This window comes from Streptomyces xylophagus, from assembly GCF_000716435.1.
Taxonomy (GTDB): domain Bacteria; phylum Actinomycetota; class Actinomycetes; order Streptomycetales; family Streptomycetaceae; genus Streptomyces; species Streptomyces xylophagus.
On record NZ_JNWO01000053.1, the window covers coordinates 13176 to 37234 of the forward strand.

Below are 24059 nucleotides of genomic sequence, written 5' to 3' on the forward strand. Positions count from 1 at the left end.
ACTGCGCTCCGGCCAGGAGCGTAGATCGGCGAATTGACGTCCCAGAAGCCCCTACCGCCCCCTAGCCGGGCCGGCCACCCTGCGGAAATGGGGTTGGTAGGGGTTTCTACCCCTGCAGCGGGATGCGAGCGTGGTCCGCGTTCGAACCTTGGTGTCTATGAAGATCAAGAGGCGAAATGGAACAGCCGGCAGCGTTCAACGTTCTTCGCGGTTCCTCGACCGCGGATCTGATTCTCGCTTCGGATTTCGCCGCCACGACGGGGCGGACCGTGGGCTCTTTCAGCGACCTCATCCCGAGGCTCAAGACGGGCTACGCGGTCTGGGAGACCCGGCCGCCCGCGCCCGGTGACAGGTCCGCCGACGACCATCTGGACCGGTGGGCCGCGGACGTCCGCGCGTCCGGTCTGACGGTCCGGGCGGTCCTGGGGTACTGCGTCGGCAGCGTGTTCGGCGCCGGGCTGGTCGAGCGGGTGTCGGCCTGGCAGGAGCCGCCGATGCTGATCGTTTTCGACCCTGAGGTACCGCACCCCGCGCTGCTGCACCGCCACTACCTGGACGCCGTCACCGCGCTCGCAGGGTTCATGACCGCCGCGCAGGTCGAGGCGGCCCGCCGCGAGGGCGACGTCGCGCTCGCGGAGAAGCTCGCGATGACGGAACTGGCCAAAGTGCTCAGCGATCTCGTCGTGGCGCACGGAGAGCCGGCCCTCACCGGGATCGGCCTGGCCGCCGACCGGTCGGCCGAACTGCTCGGCGGGTTCCGCGCCTTCCTGTCCTACCTGGTGTCGGCGGCCGAACTCGACCCGAGCCGCGGCTGGGCCGCGGCGACCGCGATCACCTCGGCCACCGAGCACAACGGCCTGAACACCCTGCCCGCCGACCGGCGCGAGGGCGCCGTCGCCCGGGAGATCCTGTTCGACCTGCCGCACCCCGAACTGCTGCGCGACCCCGATGTCGCCGCCGCCGTCGAGGGCCTGCTGACCGAAAGGGAGCGATGACCGGCACCGCGCAGGCCGAGGCCACGGCCTCGGTCAAGGAAGAGGCGCTCTGGCTGCTGGACCGCATGGTCCCGGACGGAGTGCCGAACAATCTCGCGTTCGCGTTCCGCACCGATGGCCGGCTGCTGTCCGCCGCCGTCGGCGACGCGCTGACCGCCCTGATCCAGCGGCACGAGTCCCTGCGGACCGTGTACCGGGCGGAGGGGGCGGCCCTCGTCCGGACGGTCCTGTCCGGCGCGGTGCGGGCCCCGGAGGTCACCCGGATCGCCTCGGCGGGCGGCGTCCCCGAGGAGGAGCTGGCGCCATTCGTCGCCGAGCCGTTCGCGTTCGCGGGCGAGCCGCTGATCCGCGCCGCCGTCCTCTCCGGCGAGGACGCCGACGTCCTGTGCTTCGTCGTCCACCACCTCGTCTTCGACGCCACGTCGATCCCGGTGTTCGTCGAGGAGTTCGCCGCCGCCTACACCGCGCTCGCCGCGGGCAGGCCGGTCCCGTCCGACCTGGCCGCGGTGGTCCCCGCACTGCAGGACCCGCCCGTCACCGCGGAGAGCGAGCGGTACTGGGACGAGCGCCTCGCCGGGCTGGTGGCCGGCCCCGCCGACCTGTGGTGCGGCCGCTCGGACGTGTCGGCGCCGACCCTGGCGGGCGACCATCTCCTGCGCGCCCTGCCGGAACCGGTCGTCGCGGCCGTCCGGCGGATCCAGCGCACGGTCCGCGCCCCGCAGACGGCCGTCCTCCTCGCCGCCTACCTGCTGCTGCTCGACGCACACGGCGCCGGTCCCGACCTGGTGGTCGGCGTCCCGGCGAGCACCCGACCGAGGACCGACCCCCAGGCGATCGGCTACCACGTCAACGTGCTGCCGCTGCGGACCCGTGTCGACCGCGACGAGACCGTACGGGACTTCGTCCGCCGTGTCCGCGACCTCTACTTCGACGCCCTCGTGCACGCCGACGTCCCGGTGGACGAGCTGACCCGCCGTGCCGGGCGCTCCGGCGACTCCTGGCGGACCATGCTGTTCCAGCACGCCTTCAACCACGTGGAGGGCCTCGGCATCCCGGCGTTCGCCCTCGACGGGCTCAAGGCCGAGCCGCTGCACTTGGAGAACGGCTCCGCCAAGTTCGACCTCGAGATGTTCGTGATGTCGGCGCCCGACGCCGTCCGGATCCGGGCGGTCTACCGGACGGAGCTGTTCGACCGGGACGACGTCGACCTGATGCTGGACCGCTACGAACGGCTCCTGACGGCCCTCGACGCCGATCCCGGCGCGACCATCGGCTCGCTGAGGGCGTGGAGCGACCGCGACCACACCGTGATCGGCGCCGCGAACGCCACCGAGGCTGCCCCCGCGGACGGCGTGCTGGGCGCGATCCACGGCCGCGCCGTCCAGGATTCCGCCGCCCCCGCCGTCCTGGACGGCGACCGCACCGTCACCAGGGGCGGCCTCTGGGCGGGGGCGCTGGTCGTCCGCGACCTCCTGGAAGGGACGGGCCCCGGCGACGTCGTCGCGGTCGCCGCTCCCCGCGGGCCGGAACTGGCCGCCGCCGTCCTCGGCGTCTGGCTGACCGGCGCCGCGTACCTTCCGATCGACCCCGACCATCCGACGGCCCGGATCACCCACCAGCTGGCCGACTCCGGAGCGGGAACGCTCCTGTGGCACGGGCGCAAGCCCGCTGTCGAGGCCCCGGACGTCCGGGAGATCCCCGAGGTGCCCGGCGAGGGCGGCGTCCCCGTGGGCCCGGCTCCGGACGACGACCAGGCCGCGCTCGCCTACCTCATGTACACCTCGGGCTCCACCGGCAGGCCGAAGGGCACCTTGGTCGGACGGGCCGCGCTGGCGAACCTCGTCGCCCACTTCGCCGAGGAGCTCGGCGCGGACTCCGGGCACGCGATGGTGTGGCTGACCACGTTCGCGTTCGACATCTCGGGCCTGGAGCTGTTCGTCCCGCTGGCCTCGGGCGGCCGCGTCATCGTCGCCCCCGACCGGGCCAGGGTCGACGGCGTAGTCCTCGCCGGGGTGATCGAGCGGCACGGCGCCCACGCCGTCCAGGCGACCCCCACGACCTGGCGGGCGGTCCTGGACGAGGCGGGCCCATCACTGGGCGGCAGGCAGGTGCTGAGCGGCGGCGAGCCGCTGGCGCCCGAGCTGGCCAGGCGCCTGCTGGAGACCGGCTGCGAGCTGCACCACGTCTACGGCCCGACCGAGACGACGATCTGGTCGACGTCGGCGGTCGTGCCGGGGCCGATCGACGCCAGGATGGACGTCGGGCGGCCGATCCGCGACACCCGCGTGCTGGTCCTCGACCCGCACGGCAGGCCACTGCCGATCGGCGTGCGCGGCGAGCTGTGCATCGCCGGAGGCGGTCTCGCCGACGGCTACCACGGCCGCCCCGACCTGACCGCCGAGCGGTTCCCCGACGTTCCCGGGCTCGGGCGCCTCTACCGGACCGGGGACACCGCCTGCTGGCAGGCCGACGGGAGCCTCGTCCTGCTGGGCCGCGGCGACCGGCAGATCAAGCTGCGCGGCAACCGGATCGAGCTGGGTGAGATCGAGTCGATCCTGGCCGAGCATCCCGATCTGCGGTCGGTGGCCGTCGTCCTCGACGGCGATCCGACCGGCGACGGCCGGCTGGTCGCGTTCGTGACCGCCGCCGGGACGGCCCCGTCCCCCGACGAGCTGTGGCGCTGGGCCGGTGAGCGGCTGCCCCGCTCGATGGTCCCGGCCGAGTTCGCGGAGCTGGCGGAGTTTCCCAAGACCGCCAACGACAAGATCGACTATCCGGCGCTGACCCGCCTCCTGGCCGGCCGCGCCGTGCCCGCCGCCGGCTCGGGCGGCGAGCCCGCCGACGGCGACGAACTCGTGACAGCCCTGCTGGGCATCTGGCGTGAGCTGCTCGACCTCCCCGACCCCGACGGCCACACCAACTTCTTCCTCAGCGGCGGGAACTCGCTGCAGGGCGCGCTGCTGGGACAGCGGGTCGAGGAGCTGACCGCTGTGACGCTGCCGCTCGCGGAGATCTTCGAACATCCGACGCCGCTGGCGCTCGCCGCCAGGATCCGTGGAGGAGGCAGCCTGTGAAATACCAGGTCCTTGGTCCCATCAAGCTGGTCGACGCCGACACCGTGCACCTGGTCCAGGCCCAGAAGATGGGGACGGCGCTCGCGGCGCTGCTGGCGCAGGCGAACCAGGTCGTCTCGACCAAGCAGCTCATCGAGGAGATATGGGACGGGGACCCGCCGCTGCGTGCCGTCCCCGCCTTGCACGTCTACATCTCGCAGCTGCGCAAGCTCCTGTCCAGGCCCGGCGACGGGGAGAGCCCGATCGTCACGCAGGCGCCCGGCTACGTGCTGCGGGCCGCCCCTGAGGACATCGACTACCTGCTGTTCCAGGACCTCGTCCGGGTGGGCCGCGGCGAGCTGCGGCGGGACCACTGCGAGGAAGCGCTCGTGGTGTTCGAGCAGGCCCTCGCGCTGTGGCGCGGCCCGATGCTCAGCGGGCTGCCGCTCGGGCCGATGGGCCGCGGCCTCGTGACCCGGGTCGAGGAGATCCGGCTGGAGTGCCTGGAGCGGCTCGTCGAGGCCAAGCTGATCCTGGGCGGCCATCGGGAGCTGGTCAGCTTCCTCTACGGCCTGATCAACGAGTATCCGCTGAACGAGGTCTTCTACGAGCAGCTGATGCGGGCGCTGTTCAGCTCTGGGCGGCGCGCCGACGCGCTGCGCGTCTACCGGAGCGCGTGGGACACCCTCGACCGGGAGCTCGGCCTCGAACCGGGGTCGGGGCTCCGCGAGGCGCAGCGGACGATCCTGGCCCGTGACTCGGGGCGGGTCCGCCTCGCCGGCTGAACTTTCTCGAAAGGCCGCGGGCCCGGGGAGTGATCCCCGGGCCCGCGGCCTTTCCGCATGTCCGTCCCGGCCCGGCGGTCGCCGGGCCCGGACGGGCGGTCAGTCGGCCGGGCCGTCGAGGAAGGCGAACAGCTCCTCGTCGTCGGCCCCGCTGAACCGGTCGGCCGGGCCGGTCCCGGGACGTTCGCCGAGCCGGTCCACCAGATCCCGCAGCCGCCGGGCCGCGGCGGACCGCAGCTCGGGGTCGTCGGGCAGGTCGGCGAAAGCGGCCTCCAGCTCGGCGAGCGCCGTCAGCGGCGAGGCCCCGTCCGGACGTCCGGAGTCCAGGCCGCCCCGGAGATGGCCCGCCAGCTGGAGCAGGGTCGGATAGTCGAAGACCAGCGTGGACGGGAGCTTCAGCCCGGTCGCCCGGGACAGCCGGCCGTGCAGGTCCATCGCCGTCAGCGAGTCCAGGCCCAGGTCGAACAGGCCACGGTCGGGGGAGACCGACGCGGTGCCGTCGAGGCCGAGGACCGCGGCGACCTCCCCGCCGATGAGGCCGACCAGCAGGCCCTCCTGCTCGTCGGCGGGGCGGCCGGTGAGCCGGTCGGTCCAGAGTGCCGCGGGCGCTCGCCGGACGGCGCGGCTCCGCACCAGGCCCCGTAGCACGGCGGGGAGGGTTTCGGTGTCGGAGCCCCGCAGCGCCGCCGTGTCGAGGCCGATCGGCACCGGTACGGGACAGCCCGCCGCGAGGGCGGCGTCGAACAGGGCGAGGCCCTGCTCGGGCGGGAGCGGGACGATGCCGGAGCGGGCGAGCCGCGCCAGCGCCGCCGCCGACAGAGCGCCGCCCATGCCGCCCTGGTCCCAGAGCCCCCACGCGATGGAGGTGGCGGGGAGGCCCTGGGCGTGGCGGTGGTGGGCGAGGGCGTCGAGGTAGGTGTTGGCCGCCGCGTAGTTGGCCTGCCCCGGCGTGCCGAGGTGTCCCGCGGCAGACGAGAACAGGATGAAGGCGTCGAGGTCGCGGGTCTGCCGGTGGAGGTTCCGGGCGGCGTCGATCTTGGGCCGGAACACGTCGGCGAGGTGGTCGCCGGTCTGGGCGTGCAGCGGGGCGTCGCGGAGCACTCCGGCCGCGTGGATCACGGCGGTGAGCGGGTGCTCGGCCGGGACCGACGCGAGGAGCGCGGCGAGGTCGCCGGGATCGGCGGCGTCGCAGGCGGCGATCGTCACGTGCGCGCCGTGCTCCTCCAGGCGGGCGGCGAGGTCCGCCGCGCCGGGGGCGTCGGGGCCGCGCCGCCCGGTGAGCAGGAGGCGCCGGACGCCGTACCGGACGGCCAGGTGCTCGGCGATGAGCCCGCCGAGCGCCCCGGTGCCGCCGGTGATCAGGACGGTGCCCGGCCGGGTGAACGGCGGCGGGGCGTCCGGGGCGGCGGTCAGGGGCGTCAGCCGGGGGACCAGGGCACGGCCGTCCCGCAGTGCGAGCTGCGGCTCGCCCGACGCGATCGCCGGGGCGAGGGCGGCGGCGGACGCCGCGGTTCCGTCGGAGTCGATCAGCACGATCCGTCCGGGATGCTCGGACTGGGCCGTCCTGACCAGGCCCCAGAGCACCGCGTGGTCCAGGCGCGGGTCCTCACCCGGCCCGGCCACGACGGCCCCCGAGGTGACCACGACGATGCGGGCGTCTCCGTCGAGCAGGTCACGCAGCCCCGGGAGCGCGGCCGACGCCACGGCGAGCGGCTCGCGCGGCTCGTCGGGGACGGGCAGGAGGACGTACGGGGATTCCTGCGGGTCGGCCGAGGCCGACGCCGGGATCCAGGCGGTCTCGTAGAGGGGGTCGCGGTGCCGTCCGGCGAGGGCCCCGTCGGGCAGGGCGCGAACGGACAGGGATCCGACGGTCAGGACGGGCCGGCCGTCGGCGCCCGCGAGGACGATCCGGTGGGCGTCGCCGCCGGCCGGTTCGATGACGGCCCGCGCCTCGGTCGCGTCCGCCGCGTGCAGGACGACCCCCGACCAGGAGTACGGCAGCAGCAGCCGTCCCCCGTTCGACGCCTCGCGCAGCGCCAGTGGATGCAGCGCCGCGTCGAACAGCGCCGGATGGACGCCGAATCCGGCGGTGGGGGTGTCCTCGCCGAGCCGGACGGTCGCGTGCAGTGCGTCGCCGGACTCGCTCAGCCCGGCCAGGTTCTGGAAGGCGGGCCCGTAGTCGTAGCCGTGGGCGGCGAGCGTCTCGTACAGCCCGCTGACGTCCACGGGGCGCGCGTCGTCCGGGACGTCCGGGACGGGCACGGGGGCGGGCTCGACCGAGGTGAGCGTGCCGGTGGCGTGCGCCGTCCAGGGGGTGTCCGAGCCGCTGGGACGGCAGCGCACGGTGAGCGGGCGCGTCCCGGCCGGGTCCGGCGGTCCGGCGATCAGGTGCAGGTCGAGCGGTGTCTCCGGGGCGACGAACACGGCTTCGAGGAGCGTCAGCTCGTCGACGACCGGGCATCCGACGGCCCGCCCGGCGTGCAGCGCCAGGTCGAGGAGGGCGGCGGCGGGCAGCAGCGGCGTCCCGTGGACGGCGTGGTCGAGCAGCCAAGGATGGGTTCCCGTCGAGAGCCGCCCGGTGAGAACGACGGTCTCGTCGGGCAGTTCGACGGCCGCGCCGAGCAACGGATGCCCGGCGGCGGCCAGTCCGAGACCGGTCGCGGTCGCGGGGGCGGTGTCGCCGGTCAGCCAGTAGCGGCGGTGCTGGAACGGGTAGGTCGGCAGCGGCACCGTGGGCCGGACAGCCGGAGCCTTCCACGCCGCCCCGGTGTGCGCGAGCGCCGTCAGGAACGCGGTGGCGTCGTCCTTGCGGTGATCGAGGACGGCCTGGGTCACCGCACCGTCCAGGCTCTGCTTGGCCAGGGTGGTGAGCGTCGGGCGCGGTCCGAGTTCGAGGTAGAGGGCGGGAGAGTGTTCGGTGTGGAGGTGGGTGAGGCCGTCGTGGAAGCGGACGGTGCTGCGGATCTGGGACGTCCAGTAGGCGGGGTCGGTGAGCTGGTCTTCGGTGGCGGTCAAACCGGTGATGTTGGAGATGACGGGAAGTCGGGTCGGGTGGTAGGTGACGGTTTCGGCGATCTTCTGGAAGTCGGCGAGTATCGGTTCCATGAGGGTCGAGTGGAAGGCGTGGCTGACCATCAGGCGGCGTGCGGTGATGCCCTGGGCGGTGAGCTGGTCCGTGAGCGTGTCGAGGGCGTCGAGGGGGCCGCTGATGGACGTCGCGTGGGGCGAGTTGATGCCCGCGACATCGATGCCGGTGCCGTCGAGGTGGGGGAGCAGCTGGGCCTCGCTCGTCTGGAGGGTGAGCATGCCTCCGCCGGGGGGGAGTGCGCTCATGAGCCGTCCGCGTGCGGCGATGAGCCGGGCGGCGTCGTTGAGGGTCCAGAGTCCGGCGAGGTGGGCGGCGGTGAGTTCGCCGATGGAGTGTCCGAGCAGTTGGTCGGGGCGGACGCAGTGCGGGCTGTGCGTAGGCGGTGTCGTTGATCGCGTCGTCGTCGCCGAACACGACGTCCTTGAGCGGCCGTTCGAGATGCGGCCCGAACGCCTCGCAAGCCTCGTCGAAGGATCGCCGGTGACCACCGACGCCCGGTGGGGGAACAGCGGCCGGGCCGCGAGCCCCGCCGCCAGCTCGCGCGCCGTCACCTCGGGATGCTCCGCGAGATGCCCGGCGAACCGCGCCCCTGCCTCCCGCAGCGCCGCCGGATCCTTGGCCGACAGGCGCACCAGCACCGGCCCGGCCTCCGGCTCGACGGCGGCCGGGGCCCCGGGAGCCTGTTCGAGGATCACGTGCGCGTTGGTGCCGCTGATCCCGAACGACGACACCGCCGCGCGGCGCGGCCGTCCGGTCTCCGGCCACGGCGTCGTCTCCGGCAGCAGGGCCACGTGCCCGGCGGACCAGTCGACGTGCGGCGAGGGCCCGTCCAGATGCAGGGTCTTCGGCAGGCTGCCGTGCCGCATCGCCTGCACCATCTTGATCATTCCGGCGACTCCGGCGGCGGCCTGCGTGTGCCCGAGGTTCGACTTGATCGCGCCCAGGTAGACCGGCAGGTCGGCGGAGTGCGCGCGCCCGTAGGTGTTGAGCAGAGCCCCCGCCTCGATCGGGTCGCCGAGCGCGGTGCCGGTGCCGTGCGCCTCGACCGCGTCGACCTCGCCGGCTGTGAGCCGCGCGCCGGCCAGCGCCTGGCCGATCACCCGCTCCTGCGACGGGCCGTTCGGGGCGGTGAGCCCGTTGCTCGCGCCGTCCTGGTTGACGGCGGTGCCGCGGATCACGCCAAGGATCTCGTGGCCGTTACGGCGGGCGTCGCTGAGCCGCTCCAGCAGGAGCACGCCCGCGCCCTCGCCCCAGCCGGTCCCGTCCGCGGACGCCGAGAACGGCTTGCAGCGGCCGTCGGGCGCCAGGCCCCGCTGGCGGCTGAACTCCAGGAAGACCGACGGGGTCGCCATGACCGTCACACCGCCCGCGAGCGCCAGTTCGCATTCGCCGGACCGCAGGGACTGCGCAGCGAGATGGGTCGCGACCAGCGAGGAGGAACAGGCGGTGTCGATGGTGACGGCGGGTCCTTCGAACCCGAAGGTGTAGGCGACCCGGCCGGACGCGATGCTCCCGGCGCTACCGCTGACGAGATAGCCCTCCAACGACCCCGACGACCGTGCGACCCGCTGGCCGTAGTCGTCGTACATGACGCCGGTGAACACCCCGACGGAACGTCCCCGCAGCGTGCCGGGGTCGATCCCGGCGCTTTCGAGGGACTCCCAGGAGATCTCCAGCAGCAGCCGGTGCTGCGGGTCCATGGCGAGCGCCTCACGCGGGCTGATCCCGAAGAACGCCGCGTCGAAGTCGCCCGCCCCGTACAGGAAGCCGCCGTGCCTGACGTAGGACTTTCCGGTCCGCTCCGGGTCGGGGTCGAACAGGTCGTCGTCCCAGCCGCGGTCGGCGGGGAACGGGCCGATGGCGTCGCCGCCGGACTCCACCAGACGCCACAGGTCAAGCGGCGACCTGACCCCGCCGGGGTAGCGGCAGCCCATCCCGACGATCGCGATCGGCTCGCCGGGATCGGCCGTCCGGGACCTGACCACGGCGCCCGCTCCGGCGGCCCCCGTGAGCTCAGCCCGCAGATGTCGGGCGAGGGCGCCCGCCGTCGGATGGTCGAACACCAGCGTGGACGGCAGCTTGAGGCCTGTCGCCTTGGCCAGCAGGTTGCGGAGCTCGACGGCGGCCAGGGAGTCGAATCCCAGGTCGCGGAAGGGCAGGTCCGGGTCGAGGACGGCGTCGCGGCCGAGCCCGAGGACGGTGCCGACCTCGGTGCGGAGCACCTCGGCGAGGATCTCGGCCTGCTCGGCCTCGGCGCATCCGGCGAGCCGTGCGGCGAGGCCGCCGCCCCGCGTGCGCGGCGGCGCGGCCTTCTTCGGCGGCGGTGCGGCGATCACATACGGTTCGGCGGCGGCCAGGGCGGCGTCGAACAGGGCGAGACCCTGCTCGGCCGTCAGCGGGACGATCCCCGCCCGCCGCAGCCTGGCCAGGTCGGAGTCGGTGAGCCGCGACGTCATGCCGCCCGCCTCCTGCCACAGCCCCCACGCGATCGAGGTGGCGGGAAGGCCTTCGGCGTGGCGGTGGTGGGCGAGGGCGTCGAGGCAGGTGTTGGCCGCCGCGTAGTTGGCCTGCCCCGGCGTGCCGAGGAACCCGGCCGCGGACGAGAACAGGACGAAGTGGTCGAGGTCGCGGGTCTGCCGGTGCAGGTTCCAGGCGGCGTCGATCTTGGGCCGGAACGCGTCGGCGAGATGCTCCGGTGTCTGCCGGTCCAGGGGCGCGTCACGCAGCGTCCCCGCCGCGTGGATCACGGCGATGAGCGGGTGCTCGGCCGGGATCGATGCGAGGAGCGCGGCGAGGTCGCCGGGGTCGGCGGCGTCGCAGGCGGCGATCACGACTTCGGCGCCGTGGCCTTCCAGGCGGGCCTTGAGGTCGGCCGCGCCCGGCGTCGCGGGGCCGCGACGCCCGGTGAGCAGGAGGCGCCGGACGCCGTGCCGGACGGCCAGGTGCTCGGCGACGAGCCCGCCGAGCGCCCCGATCCCGCCGGTGATCAGCACGGTTCCGTCGGTGCGGAACCGCCCGGTCCCGGGCGCGGCGGCGGCCTGCCGGGGCGCGCGGAACCCGCCGTCGCGGAGCCGCAGCTCGGGACGGCCGGTCCCGATCGCGGCCGCCGCGAGCTCGGCGGTGACGTCCGTGTCGGCGTCCAGCAGCACGATCCGACCGGGATGCTCCGACTGCGCGGACCTGATCAGCCCGGGGACGCCCGCCTGCCCCAGATCGGCGCCGTCCGCCGGTCGGGTGACGACCAGCAGCGGCCCGTCGTGGTCCGCGCCGAGCCAGGACCTGACCGCGTCCAGGACGTGCCCGGCCGTGGCGAGGGGCTCCAGCCCGGACGGGACCTCCAGCACCCCGCCGACCGTCCCGCCGGCGTCGCCGGAGCCGACCGGCTCCCACACGACCGTCGTCAGCGGCACCGGGTTCCGGCCGGAGAAGACCCGCTGCAGTTCCTCCGCCGAGACGGGGCGGGTCGACAACTCCCCGACGGACAGGATCGGCAGGCCGACAGGATCGGTCACCGTGACCTCGACGGCGCCCGGCCCTGCCGGGGCGATCCGCACCCGCAGCTCGGCCGCGTCCGAAGGGACGGCGCGCACGTCACGCCAGGTGAACGGCAGCGGGTGCGCGCCGTCCGCCACGCCCTGGACGGCCAGGGGGTGCAGCGCGGCGTCCAGCAATGCCGGATGCACCGTGAACCCGGCGGTGTCGTGGTCGGGCCCGAGCCTGACCGTCCCGTGGAACACCGCGCCGTCGCGCTCCAGTTCGTGGAGGTTCTGGAACGCCGGGCCGTAGTCGTAGCCGTGGTCGGCGAGCCGCTCGTACAGGTCCGTCAGGTCGACGGCCTCGGCATGGCCGGACGGCGGGTCCGCCGCTTCGGGAAGGTCTCCGGAGGGGGCGAGGAGGCCTGAGGCGTGCTCGGTCCACTCCTCGTCGGCGCCCGTCCGGGAGTGCAGGGTCAGCGCGCGGTGGCCCAGCTCGTCGGGGGCCGCGACGGTGACGTGCACGTCGCGGGGACGGCCGGGTTCGAGGAACAGCGGGCTGCGCAGGGTGAGCTCCTCGACGGCGGGGCAGCCCGTGGCCCGCCCGGCGTACAGCGCCAGGTCGAGGAAGGCCGTGCCGGGCAGCAGCGGCGCACCGTGGACGGCGTGGTCGGCGAGCCACGGCAGGCCTTCCGGGGAGAGCCTGCCGGTCGCCTGCCAGCGGCCGTCGGGCAGCGTCGTCTCGGTGGCGAGCAGCGGATGCCCCGCCGCGCCGAGCCCGAGCCCGGTGACGTCTCCGGCATCGTTCGCCGCGGTCAGCCAGTACCGGGTCCGCTGGAACGGGTAAGCGGGCGGCGGCACGTCGAGCACCGGGCCGCCCACGGGCAGCACGGCCCTGCCCCGAACGTACAGGCCCGCCAAGGCCGTCAGATATGCGGTGACGTCCGGCTTCCGGTGATGCAGCACCGGCAACACGGCGGCCGTGCCGTCCAGGGACTGTTCGGTGAGCGTCGTGAGTGTGGGGCGTGGTCCGAGTTCGAGGTAGAGGGTGGGGGTGTGTTGGGTGTGGAGGTGGGTGAGGCCGTCGTGGAAGCGGACGGCACTGCGGATCTGGGAGGCCCAGTAGGCGGGGTCGGTGAGCTGCTCTTCGGTGGCGGTCAAACCGGTGACGTTCGAGATCACCGGCAGCCGGGTCGGGTGGCAGGTGACGGTCTCGGCGATCGCCTGGAAGTCGGCGAGCATGGGTTCCATGAGGGCCGAGTGGAAGGCGTGGCTGACCACCAGGCCGCGCGCGTCGATGCCGTCCTCGGCCAGCCGCGCCGCCACCCGGTCGAGGGCGTCGAGCGGCCCGGACAGCACCGTCGAACGCGGCGAGTTCACTCCCGCGACCTCGACGCCGTCCAGGTAACGTGCCAGCTCCGCCTCGCCCGCCTGGACGGTCAGCATGCCTCCGCCGGCGGGGAGCGCGCTCATGAGCCGTCCCCGTGCCGCGACCAGCCGGGCTGCGTCGTCGAGCGTCCAGAGCCCGGCGAGGTGGGCGGCCGTGAGCTCGCCGATGGAATGCCCGAGCAACTGGTCGGGCGCGACGCCGTCCCCTTCGAGCAGCCGGAAGAGGCCGACCTGGAGGGCGAACAGCGCGGGCTGTGCGTAGGCGGTGTCGTTGATCGCGTCGTCGTCGCCGAACACGACGTCCTTGAGCGGCCGTTCGAGATGCGGCCCGAACGCCGCACAGACCTCGTCGAAGGCGGCCGCGAACACCGGGAACGCGGCATGCAGGTCACGTCCCATGCCGGAGAACTGACTGCCCTGCCCGCTGAACAGGAACACGAGCCCGCCCGCCCCCGGAACCCCGGTGACGACGGCCGGATGCTCCTCACCGGCGGCGAGCGCCGCGAGGGCCTCGCCGAGCCCAGCCCGGTCGTCGCGCCCGGCGATCACCACGGCGCGGTGCTGGAGCGGCCGCCGCCGCGCCAGCGCCGCCGCCAGCCCGCCGGGCGCCGCCTCGGGCCGTACGGCGAGATGGGCCGCGAGCCTCCCGGCCGCGTCCCGCAGCGCCTGCGGAGTCCGCGCCGACAGCGGGACCGTCACGACCTCGGTGCCACCGGCGTCCACCGGCACGGGCTCCGGAGCCTGCTCCAGCACGAGATGCGCGTTGGTGCCGCTGATCCCGAACGACGACACCGCCGCCCGGCGCGGACGTCCCGTGTCGGGCCACGGAGTCGTCTCGGTCAGCAGCTCCACCGCGCCGGACTCCCAGTCGACGTGGTGGGAGGGCGCGTCCACGTGCAGCGACTTCGGCAGCGTGCCGTGCCGCATCGCCTGCACCATCTTGATCACGCCCGCGACGCCGGCGGCGGCCTGGCTGTGCCCGATGTTCGACTTGATCGACCCCAGCCGCAGCGGAGCGTCGTCACGGCCGCGGCCATAGGTGTTGAGCAGCGCCTGCGCCTCGATCGGGTCGCCGAGCGTGGTGCCGGTGCCGTGCGCCTCGACGGCGTCCACCTGCCCGGCGGTCAGCCCGGCGTCGCGCAGCGCCTGCTCGATCACCCGCTCCTGCGACGGCCCGTTCGGCGCCGACAGCCCGTTGCTCGCGCCGTCCTGGTTCATCGCCGATCCCTTCAGGACCGCGAGGACGGTGTGCCCGTGGCGTTCGGCGTCCGACAGCCGCTCCAGGACGACCAGTCCCGCGCCCTCCGCGAAACTCGTCCCGTCGGCGGCGGACGAGAACGGCTTGCACCGGCCGTCGGGGGCGAGGCCCCGCTGGCGGCTGAACTCCAGGAATATGCCCGGCGAGCTCATCACCGTGACGCCGCCCGCCAGCGCCATCTCGCACTCGCCCGACCGCAGCGAACGTGCCGCCAGGTGCAGCGCCACCAGCGACGACGAGCAGGCGGTGTCGACCGTCACGGCGGGACCCTCGAACCCGAACGTGTAGGAGACCCGGCCCGAGATCGCGCTGGTGATCGAACCGGTCAGCAGGTAGCCGCCGACGTCGCGCGGGCCGTGGTGCATGGGCGGCCCGTAGTCCTGGGCGATGGCGCCCGCGAACACGCCGACCGGACGGCCGCGCAGCTCCGCCGGGTCGATCCCGGCGTTCTCGAGCGCCTCCCACGCGGTTTCCAGGAAGAGCCGCTGCTGCGGGTCCATGGTGAGCGCCTCACGCGGACTGATCCCGAAGAACTCGGCGTCGAACCCGCCCGCGTCGTAGAGGAATCCGCCGTCCCGGACGTACGACGTCCCCGGACGGTCGGGGTCGGGGTCGAACAGCTCGGCGCTCCAGCCCCGGTCGGCGGGGAACGCCCCGATGGCGTCGATGCCGTCCAGGGCGAGCCGCCACAGGGCTTCGGGGGTGTCCGCCCCGCCGGGATAACGGCAGCTCATCGAGACGATCGCGATCGGATCGTCGTCGGCCGCCACCGCGACGGCGGCCGTGGGCGCGGCCGGGACGCTCCCGGACAGCTCCTCCAGCACGAACCGCGTGAGGGAGTCGATGGTGGGCCGGTCGAACACGACCGTCGTCGGCAGTCGCAGCCCGGTCAGCGCGTTGAGCCGGTTGCGGAGCTCCACCGCTGTCAGCGAGTCGAATCCGATCTCCCGGAATGCCTGCCCGGTGTCGAGACTCTCCGGCGACGGATGCCCCAGCACGATCCCGACCTGGTCGCGGACCTCGCCGAGCACCCGTGTGTACCGTTCGTCCTCCGGCAGGGAGGCGATCAGGCCCGCCCAGCCCGTCGCGTCGGGGGCGCTGCCCGCCGCCGCGACCCGCCGGGCCGCGGGCGCCAGGCCGCGCACCAGCGGCGACGGATGCGCGGCCGCGGTCCCTGGCGGCAGCGGCGTCGCCACCACGTGTGGGCTGCCGAGCCGCAGCGCCGTGTCCAGCAGCGCGAGGGCATGATCGTCGGCCAGCGGGGTCAGGCCCGCCCGGCGCAGCCGGGCACGGTCGGCGTCGGTCAGCTCGCCGGTCATCCCGCTGCCGCGCTCCCACAGGCCCCACGACACCGACAGGGCCGCCAGCCGGTGCCCGCGGCGCAGATGGGCGAGCGCGTCGAGATAGGTGTTGGCGGCGGCGTAGTTGCCCTGCCCGGGGTTGCCCAGCACCCCGGTCGCGGACGAGAACAGCACGAACGCGGCCAGATCGAGGTCCCAGGTCTGCTGGTGCAGGTTCCAGGCGGCGTGGATCTTCGGCCGCATCACCTCCTCCAGGGCCTCCTCGGTCAGGCCGGTGATCGGCGCGTCTCTGAGCAGGCCCGCCGCGTGGACGACCGCCGTCAGTGGATGTTCGGCGGAGAGCCCCGACAGGAGCGTGTCCAGGGCGACGGCGTCGGCCACGTCACAGGCCGCGACGGTCACCCGCGCCCCCAGGCCCTCCAGCTCCTCGACCAGCTCGGCCGCGCCGGGAGCGTCCGGGCCGCGCCTGCCGACGAGCAGCAGCCGCCGGGCGCGGTGGACGGTCACCAGATGCCGGGCCACGAGGCCGCCGAGCGTGCCCGTGCCGCCGGTGATGAGGACGGTGCCGTCCGGGTCGAGGGCCCGCGGCGGGGTCAGCACGACCTTGCCGACGTTCGCGCCCTCCTGCAGGTGGCGGAGCGCTGCCCGCGCCTCCGCCAGTTCCCAGGCGCGGACCGGCAGCGGCCGCAGCGTCCCGGAGGCGAACAGCCGCGACAGCTCACCCATCATCGCCTGGACCCGGTCCGGATCCACCACGAGCAGGTCGAACGCGGTGTAGGCGACGCCCGGATGGTCGGCGGCGACGGCCCCGGCGTCCCGGATGTCGGTCTTGCCGATTTCGACGAACGCGCCGCCCCGGGGGAGGAGCCGCAGCGAGGCGTCGACGTATTCCCCGGCCAGCGAGTTCAGCACGATGTCGACGCCGCGGCCGCCGGTCGACTCGCGGACCGTGTCCTCGAACGTCAGGCTCCGCGAGTCCGCCCGGTGCGCCTCGTCCAGGCCGAGGGCGTCGAGGGCGTCCCGCTTGCCGGCGCTCGACGTCCCGAACACCTCGGCGCCGAGATGCCGGGCCAGCTGGACGGCCGCCATCCCGACGCCGCCCGCCGCCGCGTGCACCAGCACCCGCTGCCCGCGCCTGATCTGCGCGAGATCCACGAGGCCGTGGTAGGCGGTGAGGAACACGATCGGGACCGACGCGCCCTGCTCGAACGTCCAGTCCTCCGGCAGCGGCGCCAGATGCCGGGCGTCGGCGACCGCGAACGGCGCGAACGCGTGGGAGAACAGCCCGAACACCCGGTCGCCGGGCGCCAGGCCGGTCACCTCCGACCCCGTCTCCAGGACGACGCCCGCACCCTCCAGGCCGAGCCCGGTCTCGCCCTCGCGCATGGCGAGCGACACGAACACATCACGGAAGTTGACGCCCGCCGCCCGCACCGCGACCCGAACCTCGCCGGGGCCGAGCGGGACGTCCGGCGCGTCGGACGGGACCACTTCGAGATCATCGAACGTTCCGGTCAGGCCGGTGATGTCCAGCCGCCACGACGGCCCGGCGGGCGGCAGGAGCCGTCCGGCGGCGGCCTTGGCGAGGCGGGGCACGTGGACGACCCCGCCGCGCAGCGCCAGCTGGTTCTCGTCGAGGGCGTGGGCGGCCGAGACGGCGGCCGCGATCTCCCCGGGCACGTCGGCGACGACGTCCAGCAGCTGGAAGTGGCCGGGGTTCTCGTTCTGCGCGGACCGGACCAGACCCCACACCGCGCTGTGCGGCAGGTGGATCGGATGGTCGTCGCCGGGCAGCCGGTGCGCGCGGACGGTGCAGAAGGTGAGGGTGCCGCCGTGCAGGGCGGGCGAGGCCAGCCACTCCTGGAGGAGGGCCAGCGCGGCCGTGGTGGCGGTGGCGACCGAGTCGGGGCAGTCGCAGTCGTCCAGCTCGCGGCCACAGGTCGCGGTGATCATCGCGGGCGGCACGACGACGTCCAGGGGGGCTTCGACCGTCCCGCTTTCGACGGCCGCCGCCAGATCGGCGAGCGGCCCGTCGAGCCGGAGCGGCGCCGGACGGTCCGCGCCGGGGAGCCCGGCGGGCAGCCAGCCGAGGTCGAACAGGTCGTCCGCGGTCCGGGCGGGGGCCGGGCCGCCGGCCTGCTCGCGCAGCGTCAGCTCGGCGACGGTCAGCACCGGCCGTCCCGACGGGTCGGCGGCGTGCAGGGAGACCGCGCCGGGCCGCAGCGGTGTCAGCACGACGTGCAGGGTCTCCGCGCCGGTCGCCCACAGCCGGACTCCGGACCAGGAGAACGGCAGGCTGACGGGGCCGTCGCCGTCGAGGACGGTCGCCCGCAGCAGGGCGTGGAGCGCGGCGTCCAGCAGTGCCGGGTGGAGCCCGTGCCGTCCGGCGGGCAGGTCGGACGGGAGCCGCACCAGGGCGTGCAGCTCAGCGCCGCGCGTGCGGAACTCGCGCAGGTTCTGGAAGGCGGGGCCGTAACCGTAGCCACGGTCGGCGAGCGCCGGATAGAGGCTGGTGACGTCGGCGGCGGCTGAGCCGTCCGGCGGCCAGGACGTGTGGGCGGGCAGAGCCCGCGGAGGGGTGGGCACGAGGGTCCCGGACGCGTGCTCGGTCCAGCCGCCGCCCGAACGCGGACGGGAGTGAACGGTGATCCTGCGGCGCTCCCGGTCGTCCGGGGCGGTGACCGAGACGTGCAGGTCGCACGGGTCGGTCAGGGTGAGCGGTGCCTGGAGGGTCAGCTCCTCCACGACAGGGCAGCCGGTGACGTCGCCCGCGTGCAGCGCCAGGTCGAGGAACGCGGTCGCGGGCAGCAGCGGGACGCCGTGCACGGCGTGGTCGGGCGTCCACGCGGGCGTTTCGGGCGACAGCACGCCGGTCGCCTGCCAGCGGCCGTCGGGGAGCACGGCGGCCGTCGCGAGCAGCGGATGGTCGGACGGGTCGAGGCCGGTGCCCGCGGCGTTGCCGTCGCCGGCCGGGTCCAGCCAGTAGCGGACCGGCTGGAACGGGTAGGACGGCAGCGGGATCTCCGGGCGGCGCGGCGCGGGCCAGCCGGGCTTGGCCGAGTGCAGGCGGAAACCGGCGAGCGAGGCGAGGAACCTGCGGTGGCCGCCGTCGTCGCGGCGGAGCGTCGGATGCGCCGAGACCGGCGCGTCGGCGGTCTCCCGGATCGCGGGCGCCAGCACCGGATGCGGGCTCGCTTCGACGAACAGCGTGTGGTCTTCGGCGAGTGCGGTGAGCGTCGGCAGGAACAGGACGGGGTTGGCGAGGTTGTCGTACCAGTAGGCCGCGTCCAGGACGGTCGTGTCGGGCAGGAGGCCGCCGGTGAGGGTCGAGTGGAACGGGATCCGCGCGGGCATCGCGGTCACGTCGCCCAGCTCGGCCAGGAGATCGGCGCGCAGCGGGCGCATGAGCGGGGTGTGCGAGGCGTAGTCGACGGGGATCATGCGGGCGTCGACGTGCTCGGCGGCGCAGTGGGCGAGCAGCGTCCCGGCGGCGGCGGTCGTCCCGGCCACCACGGTCAGGGCGGGCCCGTTGACGGCCGCGACGTGCAGCTCCCCGGTGAGGCCGAGCCGGCCGATGAGGGCCTCGGCGGAGCCGGCGTCGAGCGGGACGGAGACCATCCGTCCGGTGTCGGCGAGGTCGAGCAGCGCACGCGCCCGGACGGCGACGACCCGCGCTGCGTCGTCCAGACTGAGCGCGCCGGCGATGTGCGCGGCGGCGATCTCTCCCTGGCTGTGCCCGATCACGGCGTCGGGCTCGACCCCGTGATGCTGCCAGAGCCGGGCGAGCGCCACCATCATGGCGAACAGCGCGGGCTGCACCACGTCGGTTCCCCCCGGCAGTTCGGGCAGCGCCAGGACATCGGGCAGCCGCCACCCGGTATGCGGTTCGAGCGCCTGCGCACAGTCGTCGAGCGCGGCCGCGAACGCCGCCGACTCCTCCCGCAGCCGCAACCCCATCCCGGCCCACTGCGACCCCTGCCCGGGAAACACGAACACGGTCCCGCTCCCCGCAGGCTGCGTCTCGGGCCCGAGCACCACCGCCGGATGCGGCCGCCCGGCCGCCAACGCCTCGAACGCCTCGATCGCACCTTCCCTGTCGTCTCTCCCGACGACGACCGCTGCCCTCCGCGCCAACTGCGCCCTCCCGGCGAGCCCCCCCACCAGATCCCCGGGCACCAGCCCGTCCCGCCCACCAAGATGACCGGCCAGCAACCCGGCCGAAGCCCGCAGCGCCGTCGTCTCCTTCGCCGACACCGGCAATACGACGTCCGTCCCCTGCCCGGAAGCGGCCTCCCCACTGGAGGCGGCCGACCCGGTGGGGGACTGTTCGAGGATGAGGTGGGCGTTGGTGCCGCTGATGCCGAAGGAGGAGACGGCGGCGCGGCGCGGGCGGCCGGTGTCGGGCCAGGTGGCCGGTTCGGCGAGGAGGGTGACGGCGCCGGTGGTCCAGTCGACGTGCGGCGTGGGCTCGTCCAGGTGGAGGGTCTTCGGGAGGGTGCCGTGGCGCATCGCCTGGACCATTTTGATGACGCCCGCGACGCCGGCGGCGGCCTGGGTGTGGCCGATGTTCGACTTGATCGAGCCGAGGCGGGCGGGGTGCCCGCCGGCGCGGTCGCGGCCGTAGGTGGCGAGGAGCGCCTGCGCCTCGACGGGGTCGCCGAGGGTCGTGCCGGTGCCGTGGGCCTCGACCGCGTCGACCTCGTCGGCGGTCAGGCCAGCGCCGGCCAGCGCACGCTCGATCACCCGCTGCTGGGACGGACCGTTCGGCGCGGACAGCCCGTTGCTCGCACCGTCCTGGTTGATCGCCGAACCCTTGATGACCGCGAGGACCGTGTGGCCGAGGCGCTCCGCGTCCGACAGGCGCTCCAGCAGGACCAGGCCGACACCCTCGGCCCAGCCGGTGCCGTCGGCGGCGGCCGCGAACGGCTTGCAGCGGCCGTCGGGGGCGAGGCCGTTCTGGCGGCTGAACTCCAGGAACATGCCGGGCGAACTCATCACCGTCACCCCGCCGGCCAGCGCCATCGTGCAGTCGCCCGCCAGCAGCGCGCGCCCCGCGAGATGCAACGCCACCAGCGAGGACGAACAGGCCGTGTCGATCGTGACGGCGGGGCCCTCGAAGCCGAAGGTGTAGGCGATCCGCCCGGACGCGACGCTGACGGTGCTGCCCGTCAGCCGGAACCCGTCGTAGCCGTCGACGGGTTCGCGCAGCTCGGGGCCGTAGCCGTGCGCCGTCGCGCCGACGAACACGCCGACCGGACGGCGGGCGAGGCCCGTCGGGTCGATTCCGGCGTGCTCGAAGGTCTCCCACGCGGTCTCCAGCAGCAGCCGCTGCTGCGGGTCCATCGCGGTGGCCTCGCGCGGGCTGAGCCCGAAGAACGCCGCATCGAAGGCGGCAGCATCGTGCAGGAACCCGCCGTGCCGGGTGGTGGAGCCACCGGGCGCGGCGGCGTCGCCGAGCAGGGATCGCAGGTCCCAGCTGCGGTTGCCGGGGAACTCGGTGATCGCGTCCCGGCCCTCGTCGACGAGCCGCCACAGGTCGTCGGCGGACCGGACGCCGCCCGGGTAACGACAGCCGATCCCGACGATCGCGATCGGCTCGTCGGCGCGCGCCGCCGGCAGGGTCGGGGCGTCGTCGTTGGGCGCCGCGAGCAGCTCCTCGACGAGATGGTCGACGAGGGTCTCCGGAGTCGGCCAGTCGAAGATCATGGTGGCGGGCAGCCGCAGGCCGCTCATCGCCTGGAGCCTGCCGCGCAGATCGACCCCGGTCGCGGAGTCGAACCCCAGCTCCTTGAAGGTCAGCCCGGTGTCGAGGGCGTCCTCAGGCCCGTATCCGAGCGCCGTCTCCACGCAGACCCTGACCAGGTCGGCGAGCCTCCGCCGGGCCTCGGCCCCGCTGAGCGCCCCCAGAGCGTCCCGCCCGTACGGCCCGTCCTCGGACGGCTCCTCCCCGGCATCCTCGGACGCTTCCTGCGATACGACCGGTGCATGGCTGTTCGTCCGCAGGTTCGCCTGGTCGGGCCAGACCTGCCTGCGCTGGAAGGCGTACGTGGGAAGATCGGTCGTCTCGGAGCCGAGCAGGGACCGCCAGTCGATCTCGGCGCCGTGGACGTGCAGGCCCGCGAGTGCCGTCACGAACGCGTGCTCCTCCGCCCCGTCGCGGAGCGTGGGCAGGAACACCGACGCGCCGTCGTCGAGGTTCTCCTCGGCGAGGACGGTCAGCACCCGTCCGGGCCCGAGCTCGAGGAACGTCCGGGCCCCGGCCTCCCGCAGCCAGGACACGCAGTCGGCGAACCGCACCGGCTCCCGGATCTGCCGCACCCAGTACGCGGGGTCCCGCAGCTCGTCGTCCACGGGCCGTCCGGTGAGCATCGACACCACCGGCAGCTGGGACGGCCGGAACTCCACCGACGCCGCGACCTCGGCGAACCGCTCCAGCATCGGCTCCATGAGTGCCGAATGGAAGGCGCGGCCGACCCGCAGCCGCCGGGTCCGGTGGCCGCGCTCCTCCAGCGCGGCCGCCGCCCGGACGGTCTCGTCCTCGGGCCCCGACAGCACCACCGAGCGCGGCCCGTTGACGGCTGCCAGCCCCACCCCGCCCGTCAGCACCCCGGCGGCCTCCTCGGCCGAGGCACGGACCGCGATCATGGCGCCGCCCTCGGACAGCTCCTCCATGAGCGCCCCGCGCGCCGCCACCAGCCGCGCCGCATCCGCCAGGCTCAGCACGCCCGCGACGTGCGCGGCGGCGAACTCGCCGATCGAGTGCCCCGCGACGTACTCGGGACGCACCCCGAACGACTCCACCAGCCGATACAGCGCGACCTCGACGGCGAACAGCGCGGCCTGCGTGTACAGCGTGTGGTCCAGCAGCGCCGCGTCGGCTCCGCCCGGCTCCGCCCACATGATCTCCCGCAGCCCGCGCGGCAGATGCCGGTCGAGCTCACCGGCGGCGGCGTCCAGTGCCTCGGCGAACGCGGGAAACGCCGCGGCCAGCTCACGCCCCATGCCGACGCGCTGCGCCCCCTGCCCGGTGAACAGGAACGCCGTCGCCCCGCCGTCGACCCGTCCCGTCAGCCCCTCGTCAGAGACGGCGAGGGCACGGAGGCCCGCGGTGAGGGTGTCGCGGTCGGATCCGAGCACCGCGGCCCGGTGCTCGAAAGCGGTGCGGGTGGTCGCCAGAGCGGCGGCGACCGCGACGACGGACGGCCTTGGCCGCTCATCCAGGAGGCCGGCGGGTTCCTCGGTCTGCGTCCGGGCGGTCGGGGTGGGCTGTTCGTCCAGGTAGGCGGCGAGCTTTGCGGCCTGTGAGCGGACGGCCGCGGGCGTCCGTCCTGACAGCAGCCAGGGGACGGTCGCGGGGCCGGGCCGCTCCACGGGCAGGGCGGGTACGGGGGGTGCGCCGAGGACGAGATGGCAGTTGGTGCCGCCCATGCCGAAGGAGGACACGCCGGCGAGGGCGTCGCCGTGCGCGCCGGGCCACGCCGACCGCTCGGTCTGGACGGTCAGGCGCAGTTCGTCCAGCGGGATGGCGGGGTTCGGGGTCTCGTAGCCGAGGCTCGCGGGGATTTCGCGGTGCAGGAGGCTCAGGGCGGTCTTGACCAGGCCGGCGATGCCCGCGGCGCCCTCCAGGTGGCCGATGTTCGTCTTGGCGGAGCCGACGAGCAGCCGGCCCTCCCTGTCCGGGCCGAGGACGGCGCCGAGCGCGGCGGCCTCGATCGGGTCGCCGGCCTTCGTGCCGGTGCCGTGCAGCTCGACGTACTGGACGTCGGCGGGCGCGACCCCGGCGTCCCGGTAGGCGTCGTGCAGGACCTGTGCCTGGCCCTCGGCGCTCGGAGTGGTCAGCCCGTCGGTGGCGCCGTCGTTGTTGACCGCGCCGCCCAGGACCGTGCAGTAGATCCGGTCGCCGTCCGCGATCGCCCGCGCGAGGGGCTTCAGCACGACCACCGCGCCGCCCTCGCCGCGCACGTAGCCGTTGGCGTCCGCGTCGAACGCGCGGCTCCGGCCGTCGGGGGACAGGGCGCCGAAGCGGAGCGCGGCCAGCGTCCCCTCGCCGAGGATGTTCAGGTTGACGCCGCCCGCCAGTGCGAACTCCGACTCGCCGCGCAGCAGGCTCTCGCAGGCCAGCCGGACCGCGACCAGCGACGAGCTCTGCCCGGTGTCGACGGTCATGCTCGGTCCGTGCAGGCCGAGCACGTACGACAGCCGGTTGGCGATGATCCCGCGGTTGGTGCCGGTCAGCGAGTGCGGGGTCGGCCCGCCCAGATCACGCAGCAGGGCGGCGTAGTCGTCCCAGATGGCCCCGACGTAGACGCCCGTCCGGGAGCCGCGCAGCTCGTCGGGGAGGACCCGCGCGTCCTCCAGGGCCTCCCAGCCGAGCTCCAGCATGAGCCGCTGCCGCGGGTCCATGACCGAGGCCTCGCGCGGCGAGATGCCGAAGAAGCCCAGATCCATGCCGTCGATCCGGTCGAGAAACCCGCCCGTGCGCATCGGGAGCTCGACGTCGTCCCAGCGGCCCTCCGGAGCCTGCCCTATCGCGCAGCGGCCGTCGCGCAGCAGCCGCCAGAATTGCTCGGGGCCGTCACCCCCGGGAAATCGGCAAGAAATTCCAACAATGGCGATGGGCTCATTCATCTCTTGGTCCCTAGAGTCGGACGACGTGATATCCGGTGCCTTTCTCGATATCAAACCGACCAGGCACCGGCAAGATCGTTTTAGGGCGC

4 protein-coding genes are annotated in these 24059 nt (G+C 74.4%); 3 read left to right on the forward strand and 1 reads right to left on the reverse strand.

The annotated features are described in order from the left end of the window. The first annotated feature begins 176 nt into the window (after window positions 1-176). The 3 genes from OO70_RS49230 to OO70_RS49240 are packed head-to-tail and all read left to right on the forward strand — an operon-like array spanning window position 177 to window position 4833. Window positions 177-995 carry a hypothetical protein gene (locus tag OO70_RS49230; protein WP_043687806.1) on the forward strand — a complete coding sequence of 273 codons (819 nt, stop codon included), beginning with the start codon at window positions 177-179 and terminating at the stop codon, window positions 993-995. After that, entirely contained in the window at window positions 992-4069 is a 3078-nt protein-coding gene (locus tag OO70_RS49235) for a non-ribosomal peptide synthetase (RefSeq protein ID WP_043687808.1), read from the forward strand. The genes OO70_RS49230 and OO70_RS49235 overlap by 4 nt, the downstream gene beginning before the upstream one ends. Beyond that, on the forward strand, window positions 4066-4833 hold the full coding sequence (locus tag OO70_RS49240; RefSeq protein WP_043687810.1) for an AfsR/SARP family transcriptional regulator: 768 nt from the start codon (window positions 4066-4068) through the stop codon (window positions 4831-4833). Before OO70_RS49235 ends, OO70_RS49240 begins: the two co-directional genes overlap by 4 nt. Window positions 4834-4932: 99 nt before the next feature. On the opposite strand, the gene OO70_RS56505 is transcribed toward OO70_RS49240, so the two are convergent. Then, the gene (locus OO70_RS56505; RefSeq protein WP_051742457.1) at window positions 4933-23970 is read right to left on the reverse strand and encodes a type I polyketide synthase; all 19038 of its coding nucleotides are present in this window, start codon (window positions 23968-23970) and stop codon (window positions 4933-4935) included. Window positions 23971-24059: the final 89 nt, after the last annotated feature.